The sequence below is a fragment of the Bacillus testis genome, from assembly GCF_001243895.1.
Lineage (GTDB): Bacteria > Bacillota > Bacilli > Bacillales > DSM-1321 > Bacillus_AD > Bacillus_AD testis.
On the sequence record NZ_LN851186.1, the window covers coordinates 2,462,097 to 2,477,617 of the forward strand.

Genomic DNA, 15,521 nt, shown 5'->3' on the forward strand with positions numbered 1-15,521 from the left:
TGTGATTTTCCGGCAAAGATTACTTGCTTTCCTGCAGGATATTCACTAAATCATCCATTTCCGACTTCTTGTCACGGGACATAAGAGAATCTACTGCATCCCGGACGTCTTTGCCGTCAAACAAAACGCCGTACAATGCCATGGTGATCGGCATTTTCACATTGTACTTCTCAGCCAGCTGGTAGGCGGCTTTCGTAGTGCGTACACCTTCGACCACCATTCCCATGTTTTCAAGGACATCATCGAGTTTTTGCCCTTTGCCGAGCATGTTGCCCGCACGCCAGTTGCGTGAATGGACGCTCGTACAGGTGACAATTAGATCGCCGACGCCAGTCAGACCGGCAAACGTGAGCGGATTGGCCCCCATCACGGTGCCGAGGCGGGCTATTTCAGCCAACCCCCGGGTCATAAGGGCTGCCTTGGCATTATCCCCGTAGCCCAGGCCATCTGTGATACCGGCAGCAAGCGCAATGATGTTCTTCAAGGCGGTGCCGATTTCCACTCCCACTAGGTCAGGATTTGTGTAAACCCGGAAATTGTGATTGATGAACAGATCTTGGACACTCTTTGCAGCTTCCATGTTCTTTGAAGAGACCGTTACAGTTGTCGGATGGCGCAAGCTCACTTCTTCAGCATGGCTAGGACCCGCAAGAACAACCACATCCTTGACAACGGCGGCATCGCCCTCTTCTTCGATCATTTCGGAGATCCTCATGAGTGTTCCCGGCTCAATCCCTTTGCTTACATGCACTACTGTCAGCGGCTGCTTAGCAGCTTCATTGATCTGCTTGACCACATCGCGGATTGCTTTCGTGGGCACAGCCACGATAACTGTATCGACGCCTTCAAGCGCTTTATCAAGCGACGAGTGCCCTACAATGTTTTCCGGAAGGGTGACTCCCGGCAAATACGCCTCATTCGTATGTTTGCCGTTAATCTCTTCAATCTGGGCAGGTTTGTTTCCCCACAATCTCACATCGCAGCCATTGTCAGCAAGGACCATTGCCAGCGCAGTTCCCCAACTGCCTGCTCCGGCAACTGCCACTTTTTTCTGTTTCTCCATGTTCATCACTACTTTCTTATTTTCTTTTTCTTGCATAGATTTTAATCGGTGTACCTTCGAAATCAAAGGCGTCACGGATTCGGTTTTCAAGAAATCTCGAATATGAGAAATGCAGCAGTTCTGGATCATTCACAAAGACAACAAAGGTCGGCGGCTTAACCGCCACTTGCGTCGTATAATAAATTTTCAGGCGCTGGCCTTTATGGGTCGGCGTTGGATTCATAGCGACAGCATCCATGATGACTTCATTCAGGATATTAGTCTGTACCCGCAATGCATGGTTTTCACTCACCCGATCGATGACAGGCACCAACGTATGAATCCGTTTTTTTGTTTTGGCCGACAAGAAAATAATCGGCGCATAATCAAGGAAAAGGAAATGATCGCGAATTTGCTGTTCAAAATCCTTCATGGTCTTTTCATCTTTTTCGATCGCATCCCATTTATTCACGACAATAATGATCGCACGCCCAGCTTCATGAGCATAACCTGCGATTTTCTTATCCTGCTCGCGGATTCCTTCCTCCGCGTTCAGGACAACGAGCACCACATCGGAACGCTCGATCGCACGCAATGCACGAAGAACGCTGTATTTTTCTGTGCTTTCGTATACCTTGCCCTTTTTGCGCATCCCGGCGGTATCGATAATGACATATTCTTTGCCATTGTACTTATAAGGGGAATCGATCGCATCCCGGGTTGTGCCTTCAATATCGCTGACGATTACACGTTCCTCGCCAAGCAAGGCATTAACAAGTGAAGATTTCCCTACATTCGGACGCCCGATCAAAGAAAACTTAATGACACCTTCGTCATAATCTTGGCCGCCCTGTGAAGGGAAATGCTTGGCTGCTTCATCCAACAAATCCCCAAGGCCTAGGCCATGCGTTCCGGAAATCGGGAAAGGCTCGCCAAAACCAAGGGCATAAAAATCGTAAATTTGGTCGCGCATTTCAGGGTTATCGACTTTATTTACCGCCAGCACGACCGGCTTTTTCGAACGGTAAAGGATTTTTGCCACTTCTTCATCAGCAGCGGTAACCCCTTCACGGCCGTTCGTCATAAAAATAATGACGTCCGCTTCGTCAATGGCGATTTCCGCTTGTTGGCGGATTTGCTCAAGGAACGGCTCGTCCCCTAAATCAATTCCACCGGTATCAATTATATTAAAATCATGATTAAGCCATTCACCGGAACTGTAGATCCGGTCTCTGGTCACTCCTGGTATGTCTTCCACAATCGATACTCTTTCTCCTACAATCCGATTGAAGATTGTTGATTTACCAACGTTAGGTCTACCCACTATGGCAACTACAGGTTTTGGCATGATCATCATCCTTTCATTTATCATCTATGGACACTTTATTTTTTTGGAAGGAAATGATTATTAGTTCAGTGCTTCTGACACATTTCTTATTTTCATTTAACTTCTCGCCCTGCAAAACAACCCTTCTTAAAATAAGAAGGGTGCAACTATCCTATAGTACCAAATTTTTTTGTTTCCAACAATAACATCCATACCGGCGGATGCCTAATGTTTCACAATTATGTACACATCGTCCGATAATTTATGTGCGATTCCGTCGAGAATCGCTTCGAGGTTAACGGCGAAAGTATCCATTTCTTCTATTGTATCACAATAGAAGAGTGCCGGGGCGATAGGAACTTTTTGTTTGGCAGTAGTGACGGCTGCCAGAATATATTTTTCTAACACCATTAGAGCAACCCTTCCTTTTCTTTATCGATTTTGCTCGGCAGGCGGATGGCATTTTCCAAAGTTGGCACATTTCCGATCACTTTGATCGCCTTCTGAATATTTCTCTCCTGCGGAATAATGAAGACTCCCACTCGGCCATCGTCCAAGTCCCTTTTCGCAAGGGGAACGAGCGCAGGTGTGCCCGAATCTCTGTATACACCAAGAGCAACCGAGCAATCATGGAGAATCGCCTGCCGCTGCCCAAGATTGGAGATTGTTGTCCGGACATTGAAGTTCTTCGGCTTAAGGATAAAACCTAGGCCGTGGCGGAGGATCTCTTCCTGCCTTTCCGGAATACCGATATTCATAATATAAATATTGTCGATATATAAGCCCGCTCCATCGAAGCGCAGTTCACAGTATTCGATATCGACCAGGTCCCTTAATGTCGAGCCGGACATCAGCATTTTGGAAATGATTATGCAGGCGACCATGGCGGCAAGGGCAACCCAAACATTGAAAAAAATATAAGCAGCAGTCACCAGTATAGATGTAAAGATGACGAGATAATTGCGTCCTTCAAACGCAATGGCAATACCTTCGATATACGTATTGCCCCTTTTGACAAGTTCATATTCGTCAAGGCCAGTGAGCGTGTTTCTTTCCATATTGCGAACCTCGCGGAACTGGGAAGCGGCAACCGTCAGGAAGGTGATAGCCGTGTATTCCTCCAATAAGAGGGCGGGCACAACAATACTACCCAAACCAGCGGCAATCACCCCTAACGCCAAGTGGATGATTTTGCCGTGCAGATAGGTGGGATACTGGCGGTAATCGCTTTTTAACATGAATAAACGGGTTATAATGCCGGCTAGCGCGCCAACAACAATGGGCCAAAAATATGCATGCATCTGGTCATACCTCTTTCTTATGCTGAATTAATTTACTAGAGTTCATCAAACGGAATGCTGATAATTGGCATAGCGCAAACACAAGATAGCAGAGCGTCACACTTGCCGCTCGGTCCAGCCATGACAGCGAGAAAACCGGATATATAATGCCGAAACGCCCATATAGAAGCAAAAATAGTACCTCATGTACAATCATCCCCATCATAAGGGCTAGCATACGCTGTTTGCTGTCTTTTAACATGATTATGCTGATCAGCACCATGGGTACCGCAATTGACCAGTCAGGCATCCATAGAAATGTGATGGGTTCCATCATACGGAATAATTCATAGCTGCCTAAGCAGAGTGCAATCGTAATGGAAGCCATAATCTGCATGTTCATTGCTTTGAACCGTAAAACAGACATATAAAAGCAGAGCACCAGAACGACATAAAGCGCTGCTGCGTTTACAGTCAGGCGATCATCGCCCAACGTGAATTGAGAGAGGAACAAGAGACATAATAAATGTATGCTGAAGGAGGATGGAACTTTAGTGTGGAAGAAAAAAACGAATAAAATGAGCAACAGCCAGCAACTCCATACAAATATCAAACCTTCCATACAAACACTCCTTTCAGATTCAGTATGGTCAGCTTTCCGGCTGATAAAACCGGAAGGCGCATAATATTTTCAGGCAAGCTACCATGACATTTAACGTAGGAGGTGCAGCTTATGGGAAAAGATCGCCAGGAGAAAAAGCTGAAGCAAAGCAAAAGAGTCGAGTCAGACCGTGACCAGTCTTTGCACCACGATGGAGCTACTGTCCTTGATACACCAGCAGAAGCAAGGAAAATCAATCAACATAATTAAGCCGGAAAGCCCCCAAGGCAGGGGGCCTTCTCTGTTTCTTAGTATAGTTTATAGATTGATTTAATGATTCAGGAAGCATCCTTCTTCCTCGCCATAAAACGTGGAAGCAGCAAAAAGACGGCCCCTGGCTACAGGGACCGCCTTTCCTATTAATCATTCTTTTGTATTCCCGCCATTGGTGCCTGCCCGTGCAAGCCCGAAAAGCCCATCTGCCTTTGTGACAGCCAATGATAGGTCGGGCCGGAAATCACAAGCTTAGCGTCGGGAAAATCCACCAATGTCTTTATTCCCAAAGCAGTCATGATCATCATCAAATCTTCATGCAAAAAATGGATTTCTTCAATAAGCGATTCCAGGCCGTTATCTTTATAGACTTTTAACAAACGGCCTGCCATGCCGACTCCTTTGGCTCCAAGCGCAAGACATTTTGCAGCATCCAAAGCATGCTGAATGCCGCCAGAAGCCAGGACAGTCATTCCCTGCACGCTCGCTGCCTCCCGGACGGATACAGCGGTAGGAATGCCCCAATTATTGAAATAAGAAAGCATCCGGCTTCTCCGGTGGTTCTCGATGGCCGCAAAATTGGTGCCGCCGAATCCACCCACATCCACATATCTAACGCCTATTCCAGACAATGTTTCGACCGTTTCTTTGCTCATGCCAAAGCCAACTTCCTTCACAATAATTGGCACATCGATTTTTTCATTGATTGCTTCTATATTGTGCAGGATAGCCGTGAAATCTCTGTCCCCCTCAGGCATGACAAGCTCCTGAATAACATTCAGATGGATTTGCAAAGCATCCGCTTCCAATAGGTCAACTGCTTGTCTCGCTTGGTCAACGGTTGCTTCCCCGCCGATATTTCCGATGATGATTCCCTTGGGGTTCTCTTTTCGGACAATTTTATAGGTAGCGGCCTGCGTTTTATCCTTTAATGCGGCCATCTGGGAACCGACTGACATGGCGATCCCTGTCTCTCGCGCGGCGATTGCCATATCACGGTTGATGTTTTCTGTCTCTTGGCCGCCCCCGCCCGTCATGGCATTTATAAAAAAGGGTGAACTTAAAGTAAGTTCACCCAATTTTACAGAAAGGCTAGCTTCATCAAGAGACATTTGCGGTAAGCTCATATGAACAAAAGAGATATCATCCAACCCTGTCAACCTACTTTGGCCGGTTTTAAGGGCGTATTCAATATGCTCTAACTTACGTTGTGTTCTTGACAAATTTTATCACCATTTTAATCTCTTAATTTTTTTAACTGATCACCGATTACATCGCTGAAAGAAAAGCCTGTTGTTTCTTCCGGAAGTTCGTAATCATGGTCTTGCGGCTCTTTTTCTTGAAGATCTTTAATGCTCAAGGACAGGCGCTCTTCATCTTCATTGACGTCAAGCACTTTTACTTTCACCTTCTCGCCTTCAGAAAGCACTTCATGCGGAGTGCCAATATGTTTGTGGGAAATTTGGGAAATGTGTACCAATCCTTCCACGCCAGGGAAGATTTCCACAAACGCACCGAAGGAAACTAAGCGGCGTACAATCCCTTCCTGAACAGAGCCTTTTGGTGCTTTTTCGCTGATGTTTTCCCAAGGTCCAGGCAATGTTTCCTTGATGGAAAGTGAAATGCGCTCATTGTCGCGATCCACGGAAAGAACCTTCACTTGCACTTCTTGGCCTTCGCTGACAACATCGGACGGCTTTTCTACATGCTCATGCGATAATTGCGATACATGGACAAGGCCGTCGATGCCTCCGATATCAACAAAAGCACCGAAATCAGTCAATCGTTGGACAGTCCCTTTAAGCACTTGGCCCGCTTCGATTTCTTCCAGGCGGCTTTGTTTAGTCTTATTCTTTTCGTCTTGTACCACTGCACGGTGGGAAAGGATCAGGCGGTTATTTTCCTGATCGATTTCAACGATCTTAAAGCTGAGGGTTTTCCCTTTATAGTCAGAAAAGTCCTCTACATAATAATCTTCCACTAATGAAGCAGGAACGAAACCGCGAACGCCCAAGTCAACAACAAGGCCGCCCTTTACGACATCCTTAATCTCAGTTTCAATGATTTCTCCGTCTTCAAATTGTTTATATAATCTTTCCCATGCTTTATGGGCTTCCACCTTACGTTTAGATAGGATCAAGCTTTCTTCTTCCACCTTTGTCACTTCAAGCTCCAACTCTTCGCCTTCAGAAATGACATCAGATGCTTTCTCAACATGCAAGCTGCTTAATTCACTGATCGGAATAATACCGTCAATTTTACTATCGGCTACATCAACATACACCTGTTTGTCTTCTACCTTAGTAACGGTACCTGTTACATGATCGCCAACTTTATAATCTTTTACTTCATATTGTTCTTCATTCATATGTACTCCTCCTTACCCATGACTGCTGAAAGGTTTAATATATACTATTAACCATGCTATATCCTATTATTGCTAGGTTCAAACATAAAATGCGCAATTATTAATAGCAACCACAACATTATTCCGTAGCGGTCATAATTTGTTAGGAATAAATATCCTTATAAATAAAATTCTTATAATTTACTCTTTTTGTCAAGAGAAACGGCTTATTTATTCTCCCTAATTAGCGTGGCAATATGTTCCATTATGATTTCTGTTGCCTGCTCTGCGTGCATTTTTACGCCTTCTTCCTTATATTTGGAAAAATCGATTGGCTCGCCATAGACAATCTTCAATCTTCTGAAAGCCTTATAAGGGCCGATTACCGCACATGGCACAACCGCCGCGTCCGTCCGCAGAGCAAAGAAGCCTGCACCAGCCAGCCCTTTTCCTAGTTCGCCGGTCTTGGAACGGGTACCCTCAGGGAACAGCCCCACAACTTTCCCATCCTTGAGCAACTTGAGCGCCGTACGCAACGCCTCCCGGTCGCTCATCCCTCTTTTAACCGGAAAAGCATTGATATGTGGCATCAATTTTTTGAGGACCGGTACGGAAAACAGTTCCTCTTTCGCCATGAAGTGGACCGGACGGGGAACATTGGCCCCGACTACCGGCGGATCCAGATTGTCGATGTGATTGGAACAGAGAAGAACTCCCCCTTCTTTCGGAAAATTCTCCCGGCCGATCACCTCAAAGCGATAAATTGGCTTCAACACAGCATAGACGACATTTTTGGCAAAATTATAAAAGGTCATATCACAAGGCCCTTTCCTTAATAAGAGATATGATGCGCTTTGCTGTTTCGTCTATGCTTAAAGAAGTCGTATCAATTTCGATGGCGTCATCCGCTTTGCGCAATGGAGAGACTTCCCGCTCAGAATCATATTTATCGCGGGCTGCGATTTCGGATTTAAGCGTCTCAAGGTCGGACGGGAATCCTTTCGCCTGATTTTCCGCATGGCGGCGTTTTGCGCGCTCATCGACGGACGCAATGAGAAATACCTTGAGCTCCGCGTTCGGCAATACATGCGTACCGATGTCGCGGCCATCCATGACGATTCCGCCTTTTTCAGCCATTGCTTGCTGTTTCAGCACCATTTCTCGGCGCACTGAAGCATGCTTGGACACGGCGGATACGTTGCTTGTCACTTCCGCCATACGTATTTCCTTGGACACATCTTTGCCGTCAAGGAATACCATTTGGCCTTGGATACCCGGTTCCAGCACGATTTCGCTATTAAGCAGGCAATGGTATAGCGCTTCTTCATCCTCCACATCCACTGATTGTTTTAAAGCTTTTAATGTTAGTGCCCGGTACATAGCACCCGTATCTACGTAAACGTATGAAAAATGTTCTGCCACAATTTTGGCCACTGTACTTTTCCCGGCTGCGGCAGGTCCATCGATTGCGATTGAAATGTTTTTTCCCATATTTCCTCCTGTAACTGTTACACCATAAATAAAATTCACCCTTTATTCTATCATAAATAAACAGTGTGCACAGGTCGTTTACAGCACTTATGCTATTTTCCCGCAGCCAGGGGGCTCTAAGAAAAAAACGGAGCCATAAAGTTGAAGTTATTTCATGCCGGCGGAGGATTTCAGCTGCGCATCGAAAACCTCGGCAATTTTTTCATAATGATCCAAGTAGACGCCTTCGTATAAGGAAAGTCTCTTCCATTCTTCGAATGTGCCGGCACGATGAAAGCCAAACTGAAAAAATACAAGGAAGGCAAATTGGATCAATATAAGCTTAATCAACCATCTTTCTATCCGTCTCATCTTCTTGTCACCTTTTTGGTGATTAGTTTGGTCGTTTAGACGGAATGCCATACATCAATCTCTCGTTTTCCGTTGCTCCAACTGCTTCTCGAAACAGAATCGGATTAACTGCTGGCGCTCTTTATCGGACAGGTCATGGAATTGCAGCGTCATAATTCGGTGATTCCCCTGGGGCCGATCAATCAACCGGACCACCTGGCTTTCCACCTTCACGTAGTTTATTTCCCCTGTTCTCGCCGGGAGGGCCATCCATACGGAGACCATGCTATTTTCCTTCACCTGCACTTGCTTCGGCACTAGCAAAGCCGCACCGCCTGCGCTGATATCCTCTGATACCGTTGTAAAAGGGAGGAATTCATGATTCGCGCTATGCACCGCCGCATCCACATTCGTTTCAATTCTTACATATTCCCTGCGCTGTATCTTCTGGTGCTGGTCCTCGGGAGGGCAGCTTAATTGAATCAGCGGTATAGCCGCTTTTCTTTTCCCTATTACTTCAGTCGAAAAATAATAAGCTACATCTTCCTGTCCGACATAAGTCGCCTTCAATTTAGTTCCGTCCACCAAAAAAGCGGTTTTATTCGTCTTCGTATTTAAAGGATAATCAATAAAAATGCTTCCCCTTGTCATCTCCAAGATTTTTGATTTGTACTTTTCCACTGTCCCTGCGCCTTTTTTCTCTAATACAAGGCGATCTCCGACCTTCATTCTAATCTCCCACTCTTCCCCAATTGATATATGTAATATGGCACGCATCGTTTGCACTATCTTTATTATGACAGACAATCCAAAAAAGGAAAAGTATTGAAAAACACTTTTCCTTTCTTGGAATTCCGTCATAGAGAGCTGACCGCTTCGCTTTCATTCAACTTTTCAACCAATTCCTCATCGCCATTATCTGCATTGATGAAAATCCGGTATGTTTCATTGTTCATGACTCCCAGCAGTTCATAGCACAATACTTCTTTTCCACCCGGGTCAGTGATGATTGCAAGGCGGTTTTCCATCAATTTGACTTTATTATGCAATTTCTTTTTCGCTTCTTCTAATGAAAGCTTCGGCTTATCCAATTTTCTCTCTTTATTGGTCTTCAAATAATTTTCCGCCGAATAGCCAATGAGGCCTCCGTCATCCAGTGCTATTTTGACCTTGATGGAATCGGTATAAACACGGACACCCTTTTCAACATGCACAAAATTGAAGATCGCCACTGAATCATATTGGGAGCTTTCATACATCTCCATAGACGTGAAGTGTTGCTTATCAAGTACACTCTTCGCCTTTTTCTCAGCTTCATTCAAACTGATGTTCGCTTCCTTCACGTCACGGTTGTTCATATAAATAATCGGATAACCGACCTTCTTTGTTAAATCGACAGTGCTTACTTGGTCTGAATTAGTGTCTTTCAGCGTTACGCTGTAAAAAGGGAAATCGGATCCCTTTCTGTTTTCAACGACAGTTGCTTGGGCCGAAGAGCTGTTCGGAACCAGTTTTCTGGCGATTTTCACTGCTTCTTCCTTAGTGATCTCTTTGCCTTTTATTTGGCGGTATTGTTCATCCTTTTCCTTGTGGGCAACGAATGACGGGCCAAATTGCGAAGCCTCTGCATAACCGCCGACTTTCTTCTCAACCATATTGAAGCCATCTACAATCGAATTATCCTTCGGTGAGTTGCCTGTATTCATGGCCCGCTCCACATCTGTCCAGCGCAGATTATTGGCCATCACATTTGCCTGCACTTGGCGCAGATCGTTCTGGATTTCGGCTGATTGTTTATACAGTCTCTGCAACGTGCTGTACTCTTCCTCGGATAAAGGTTCTTTTTCCAGATCCCTTACCGCTGTGCGATAGCTAAAGTTGCCGATATTGTTCAGGAATTCTTCAGTCTGGTTGAATGTCATCAGTGTCAAAGGCAGCTGGCCGACATCGCTCTGCGCTTCAGAAGTGATTCTCCACACATCCGTTAAGGCGGGGGATAGCGATTTTCTTGTATTCATGGCCAGCGTAGTCCCGATCTTATCATTCAGAAGGTCCATTTGATAAGATAGGTCATGGAAAGCCCTTTGGTAATTATTCTCTGCCTGCACCAATACTGCGTTCTTTTCTCTATGCTCTTTATAGCCGTAAAAGCCTGTTCCTGCCACGGCTATAGCCAAAAGGGCAATAATAATATTTTTAGCCATACTTTTCGCTCCTCTTACTTGCAAAATATATGCTTACCAATTTTCTTGATTTGCGGACGGGACCAGATCCATTTGCTTGTTGCAGTCTCCGGGTTGAAATAGTACGTTGCGTTCTCAGAAGGATCCATCCCATTAATGGCATCGATTACTGCTTTTCTGGCGGTTTCATCGGGCTGCAGATAAATTTGGCCATCCGCCACTGCCGTGAAGGCTAAAGGTTCAAAGACAATCCCGGATATGCTATTCGGGAATGAAGGGCTTTCCAGCCTGTTCAGGATTACCGCAGCTACAGCCACCTGTCCTTCATACGGTTCACCGCGTGCTTCACCGAATACCGCCGCTGACAACAACTGAATATCATTTTCCGAAAAACCGGCCGGAATATTTTGGGCTGTATTTTTTTTCGTTGAAGCAGGTTGCTTATTGGCTGTCCCTGTTTGTTTTCTTGGCTTTATTTGCTTTTCGATCGGCACGTTGCCGTAATACGTAAACTCATTTCCTTTGTTGATCTGGCCATGCACAAATTCCCTGTTGAAATGCGAAGCTTTCACCAATTTAGCCTTGGTAGCGGAACCCGCCAAGCCGTCGATCGGCAAACCGAAATCATTCTGGAAGTTGCGCAATGCCCAGTATGTACCCCAACCGAATACACCATCGATTTTTCCATGATAAAAACCGATATTCTGGAGCCTCGCCTGAAGTTCGACTACGTCATCGCCTGTAGCCCCTTTCTGGATGACCTGGGGAGAAAAAGCGCCCGCGCCACTGGGCCCCATCAAAAACGCCCCGGCTAACATCAAGCTAAGGCATGCCAAACGAAGATGCTTACTTAATATAAATTTCACTAAGGAACACTCCTAACAATAGTAATAATGGAAGTATCCCTATTTTTTTCAATCAGGCCGTTTTTATACGGAATAATTCCACAAAGAAAAAAGCATCCGGACATTCCGGATGCTTTGGGTTATCCCACGTTTTCTTTTCTCAGTTCTTTCATGAATGAAACCACCATCAGGATGATGACAAAAGCGAATGGAAAGGCGCCAACGAGCGCGGTCGTCTGTAAGGCGTTAAGTCCGCCTGCACCAAGAAGAATCATAGCCAATACAGAAATAATGATTCCCCAGCTTAATTTGAGCCTATTGCTTGGAGTCTGCGAACCGTTCGCCGTTTGCATGGCGACTACATAGGTAGCAGAATCGGCGGACGTAACAAAGAAAGTACCGATCAGAACGATACCCAGTGCCTGTGTAATTTGCGCAAACGGCAGGTTGCTGAGCAACGAGAACAAACCGACTTCTGGTCCGTTCGTAAGGATGTCCTTGGCAATCCCCGCCCCTTCTGCCACGTCCAAATGCAGGGAGGTTCCGCCAAAAACCGCAAACCAGAAAGTCCCAATCACCGCTGGAACCAATACAGCTCCACTGATGAATTCGCGGATGGTTCGGCCTTTACTGATCCGGGCAATAAAATTGGCCACAAATGGCGTCCAAGAAATCCACCAACCCCAATAAAAGATCGTCCAGCTGCGTATATAGGATGATTCATCCTCATTCAGCGGATTCAACTTAAACGTCATTTCTGGCAGAGTCTGAATATACCGTCCCAATGAATCGGTGAAAAAATCCATGATAAACAACGTCGGTCCGGCGAACAGCACAAAGAACAATAAACATGCTGCCAGGATGAGATTGAAGTTACTCAGATATTTAATCCCTCTTTTTATGCCACTTTGAGTCGAAAGCAGGAATATAACCGTAAATACTGCAATCAGAGAAATTTGCAAACCAGTTGTATTCTCGATCCCCGGAAACAAGTAGCTCAATCCTCCCGCAATTTGCTGCGCCCCGATTCCCACAGTCGGAACAACCCCAAACACGATGGCCAACACGGACAGTATATCGATGATCCGGCCAAATACAGAGGAAGAAGATGCCTTAAATAAAGGAGCAACGGTCGATGAAATCGTGCCTGATTTCCCTTTTCTGAAGGTGAAATAGGCGATAACCATAGCGGCCACTGCATAAATGGCCCAGGGGTGGATTCCCCAATGAAAGAAGGAATAACGCATGGCAAAATTCATTTTTTCGCTGTCGCTTTGGCCGTCGACTAACGGCGAAGTCATATGCGTAATTGGCTCTGATATACCATAAAAGACCAATCCGATACCCATTCCGGCTGCAAAAAGCATCGATAGCCAGGTCAGATAACGGAACTCCGGACGGTCTGTGTCTTTTCCCAAGCGAATTTTTCCGTATTTAGAAAAAGCAAAATAAGCGGCCAGGATGACAATCCCTGTCAACAGCATGCTGTAAAACCAGCCGAACTTTTCTAGTAAGAACTGATTTCCGGCAGACATAGTCCGTTCCAATGACCATGATCCTGCCCAACTGGCCGGAAGTACGCCCCACACGATAAATAACGCGATAATTGATACAGATACAGTCAAAACAGTATGCTTATTCTTGATGTTACCACCCTTTCTGTCTAGCCATTAAACAATTAGCCTTTAATCCCAATTAAAAAGCCATGTTTAATAGGATACAGACCTAGGCGGAGAACATCAAGAAATACGCTTATATGGTTCCGGACACCAAAAAAGAAGCATCTTCCAAAAAAATGCTTCTTTTACCTCATCATTTCAACAGCATATACATCCGAAAGCCTTCTCGCCTTTTTATATTTCCGCAAGCCGAACCACCATAAGAAAATCATGAATGGGGCTATGCCATACAACCAAATGCTTTCCTTCAAGAGAATATAATCGTATACCCCATGCAGAAAGACCGGAATTATTAAAGCATAACACATAAATGCACGTTCCCTGTTGCTGGCAAACTTTCCTTTGCCTAGATAATAGCCCATGATGACGCCAAAAAGCGCATGGCTTGATACCGGCAGCAATGCCCTGCCGAACGCAAATTCAACGCCGTTTGAAATCAAGTAGAAGATGTTTTCAGCACTGGCGAACCCTAAAGAAACTGCTGATCCGTAGACAATCCCGTCATAAGGTTCATCAAATGACACGTGGGAATAAATCGTGTACATGAGGACGAACCACTTGACAAACTCCTCCAGAAAGCCTGTCGCCAAAAACGACGACACTGCATCATTGGAAATCAAGCCTTCCGTCCCGAGCACATACTGAATGAACATAATTGGAAAGACAAGTACGGCCCCGAATAGAAATGTCCGAACCACCACAAAAATCGGCTCGGTCCCATAATAATCTTTTAAATAAAAGTAACTCAACAATGCCAGTCCAGGCGCAAGACCAGCTGTAAAAATGACCAGCATCCGCCGACCCCATTTCATGGCAATTTTACTACTATCGTATCATGATGAACGAAAAAAATCAGCATTTGAATCTTTTTTAAACATTTTAGCCCATATACAAAAACGAGTTCCTCAGACCTAGAAAAACAGTAAAAAGGGGAAGCTGGGCTTAGCCAGCTTCGCCTTTCACGGAGATGATCCCATTATAAATGAAGCTTAGACTCCCACTTCAAATGCTGAACGAAACGAAGAAGTATTAGCGGAAGTCTTAGCTCCAGCCAGACCGATGGTGAATGAATAAAAACGCCCACCAATCAAAGTTTTACTTGCTGTATGTCTAGTATATGAACTCGTTAAGTAGCTATTCGGCTTTAATAAGAAAAATCGGATTGGCTTACCCGATCCTGGGAGGCTAGCAGTACTGCCAATTTGATCCGCGCCTTTTTGCTGTCATAATCTTCCCCGAGAAGGACGCCTCTTTGCTTGAGGTCATGCGCGCTTCCTTCATATCCATAAGAAGGATAGACTTTCCCTTCCTCGGCACTTGTAGTCATTACGACTGTGATCCCTTTATCAAGGGCTGCCTGGATGGACGGAATCATCATCGGCGTCACCTGGCCGCGCCCTACGCCTTCCAGTACAATGCCCTCAGCGCCCGCAGCGACACTGGCATCAATGAACACTCCATCCTGTCCAGTATGGCATTTAATAATATCGACCCTTCCCAATGGCCTGCACAAGTCGAAACTTTCTTTTCGGACAGGTTTTTGGTAAATGGACACGATATCATTATCGATAATGCCCAAATATCCATAGCCGAACGATTCAAAGCCCTGCAGATTGGAGGCATGGACCTTTTTGACGTATTTAGCCGAGTAGATCCGTTCATTGAAAACCACGACAACGCCGACATTATGCAGCAGCTCGCTGGAAGCCGTATAGATCGAGTTTTTCAAGTTGGAAAACACATCCGTGCCCACCTCTTGAGGGGATCTTTGGGAACCCGTCACCACGATGGGACGGTGGTCATTTATAGTTATATCCAGAAAATAAGCGGTTTCTTCAAGGCTGTCAGTACCATGTGTAACCACAATTCCACTGACACTTTCATCCTTCAGTTCTTCCTCTATCGCCTTCCTGATTAAATCCATTTTGGAAAAATTGATATGCATGGAAGGGACGCCCATGATATCGACGATATGGATATCGTATCCTTGCGGCAAATCGCATAATGAAGCTAACTCTTCACCGCTAATTGCCCCGGAATCAAGCAAGCCTTTGTTGATTTCTTTGCTGGCGATTGTTCCGCCGGTTGTTATAAGCGTAATTTTTTTCTTAATCATATCTACA

General features: G+C 45.3%; 17 protein-coding genes. 1 reads left to right on the forward strand and 16 read right to left on the reverse strand.

Annotated elements, in window-relative coordinates; translation table 11 throughout:
• Positions 1 to 19 precede the first annotated feature (19 nt).
• From BN1765_RS12445 to BN1765_RS12465, 5 genes are all read right to left on the reverse strand, one after another.
• The gene (locus BN1765_RS12445; RefSeq protein ID WP_050616760.1) at positions 20 to 1,063 is read right to left on the reverse strand and encodes an NAD(P)H-dependent glycerol-3-phosphate dehydrogenase; all 1,044 of its coding nucleotides are present in this window, start codon (positions 1,061 to 1,063) and stop codon (positions 20 to 22) included.
• A gap of 16 nt (positions 1,064 to 1,079) precedes the next feature.
• Positions 1,080 to 2,390 carry a ribosome biogenesis GTPase Der gene (gene der, locus BN1765_RS12450; RefSeq protein WP_050615439.1) on the reverse strand — a complete coding sequence of 437 codons (1,311 nt, stop codon included), beginning with the start codon at positions 2,388 to 2,390 and terminating at the stop codon, positions 1,080 to 1,082.
• Positions 2,391 to 2,594: 204 nt separating this feature from the next.
• On the reverse strand, positions 2,595 to 2,780 hold the full coding sequence (locus BN1765_RS12455) for a capping complex subunit for YIEGIA (protein ID WP_050615440.1): 186 nt from the start codon (positions 2,778 to 2,780) through the stop codon (positions 2,595 to 2,597).
• Entirely contained in the window at positions 2,780 to 3,670 is an 891-nt protein-coding gene (locus BN1765_RS12460; RefSeq protein ID WP_050615441.1) for a YIEGIA family protein, read from the reverse strand. The genes BN1765_RS12455 and BN1765_RS12460 overlap by 1 nt, the downstream gene beginning before the upstream one ends.
• 4 nt (positions 3,671 to 3,674) lie before the next feature.
• Positions 3,675 to 4,271 (reverse strand): YphA family membrane protein, encoded by a 597-nt coding sequence (locus BN1765_RS12465; protein WP_050615442.1) that lies wholly within the window; start codon positions 4,269 to 4,271, stop codon positions 3,675 to 3,677.
• Between the two features lie 111 nt (positions 4,272 to 4,382).
• Here BN1765_RS12465 and BN1765_RS19335 point away from each other — a divergent pair, with 111 nt between their 5' ends.
• A complete protein-coding gene (locus BN1765_RS19335; protein WP_069203027.1) occupies positions 4,383 to 4,520 on the forward strand; it encodes a YpzI family protein in 138 nt (45 codons plus the stop codon).
• A gap of 149 nt (positions 4,521 to 4,669) precedes the next feature.
• On the opposite strand, the gene fni is transcribed toward BN1765_RS19335, so the two are convergent.
• From fni to BN1765_RS12520, 11 genes are all read right to left on the reverse strand, one after another.
• Complete coding sequence (fni, locus tag BN1765_RS12470) at positions 4,670 to 5,746, reverse strand: type 2 isopentenyl-diphosphate Delta-isomerase (RefSeq protein WP_050615443.1); 1,077 nt, start codon at positions 5,744 to 5,746, stop codon at positions 4,670 to 4,672.
• 14 nt (positions 5,747 to 5,760) lie between these two features.
• Positions 5,761 to 6,891: a 30S ribosomal protein S1 gene (gene rpsA / locus BN1765_RS12475; RefSeq protein ID WP_050615444.1), complete on the reverse strand. Its 1,131-nt coding sequence runs from the start codon at positions 6,889 to 6,891 to the stop codon at positions 5,761 to 5,763.
• Positions 6,892 to 7,097: 206 nt separating this feature from the next.
• Positions 7,098 to 7,685 carry a lysophospholipid acyltransferase family protein gene (locus BN1765_RS12480; protein WP_050615445.1) on the reverse strand — a complete coding sequence of 196 codons (588 nt, stop codon included), beginning with the start codon at positions 7,683 to 7,685 and terminating at the stop codon, positions 7,098 to 7,100.
• A 1-nt stretch (position 7,686) separates the two neighbouring features.
• Positions 7,687 to 8,361 carry a (d)CMP kinase gene (gene cmk, locus BN1765_RS12485; RefSeq protein ID WP_050615446.1) on the reverse strand — a complete coding sequence of 225 codons (675 nt, stop codon included), beginning with the start codon at positions 8,359 to 8,361 and terminating at the stop codon, positions 7,687 to 7,689.
• Between the two features lie 147 nt (positions 8,362 to 8,508).
• On the reverse strand, positions 8,509 to 8,763 hold the full coding sequence (locus tag BN1765_RS12490) for a DUF5359 family protein (RefSeq protein ID WP_187119446.1): 255 nt from the start codon (positions 8,761 to 8,763) through the stop codon (positions 8,509 to 8,511).
• 3 nt (positions 8,764 to 8,766) lie between these two features.
• Positions 8,767 to 9,420: a flagellar brake protein gene (locus tag BN1765_RS12495; RefSeq protein ID WP_069203087.1), complete on the reverse strand. Its 654-nt coding sequence runs from the start codon at positions 9,418 to 9,420 to the stop codon at positions 8,767 to 8,769.
• A gap of 128 nt (positions 9,421 to 9,548) precedes the next feature.
• Positions 9,549 to 10,895, reverse strand: coding sequence for a germination protein YpeB (gene ypeB, locus BN1765_RS12500; protein WP_050615449.1), 1,347 nt, complete (start codon positions 10,893 to 10,895; stop codon positions 9,549 to 9,551).
• A 14-nt stretch (positions 10,896 to 10,909) separates the two neighbouring features.
• Positions 10,910 to 11,731 carry a spore cortex-lytic enzyme gene (sleB, locus tag BN1765_RS12505; RefSeq protein ID WP_390621199.1) on the reverse strand — a complete coding sequence of 274 codons (822 nt, stop codon included), beginning with the start codon at positions 11,729 to 11,731 and terminating at the stop codon, positions 10,910 to 10,912.
• 128 nt (positions 11,732 to 11,859) lie between these two features.
• The gene (locus tag BN1765_RS12510) at positions 11,860 to 13,365 is read right to left on the reverse strand and encodes a BCCT family transporter (RefSeq protein ID WP_050615450.1); all 1,506 of its coding nucleotides are present in this window, start codon (positions 13,363 to 13,365) and stop codon (positions 11,860 to 11,862) included.
• Between the two features lie 158 nt (positions 13,366 to 13,523).
• Positions 13,524 to 14,192, reverse strand: coding sequence for a glutamic-type intramembrane protease PrsW (gene prsW / locus BN1765_RS12515; RefSeq protein ID WP_050615451.1), 669 nt, complete (start codon positions 14,190 to 14,192; stop codon positions 13,524 to 13,526).
• Between the two features lie 350 nt (positions 14,193 to 14,542).
• Positions 14,543 to 15,514 (reverse strand): asparaginase, encoded by a 972-nt coding sequence (locus BN1765_RS12520; RefSeq protein ID WP_050615452.1) that lies wholly within the window; start codon positions 15,512 to 15,514, stop codon positions 14,543 to 14,545.
• Positions 15,515 to 15,521 lie beyond the last annotated feature (7 nt).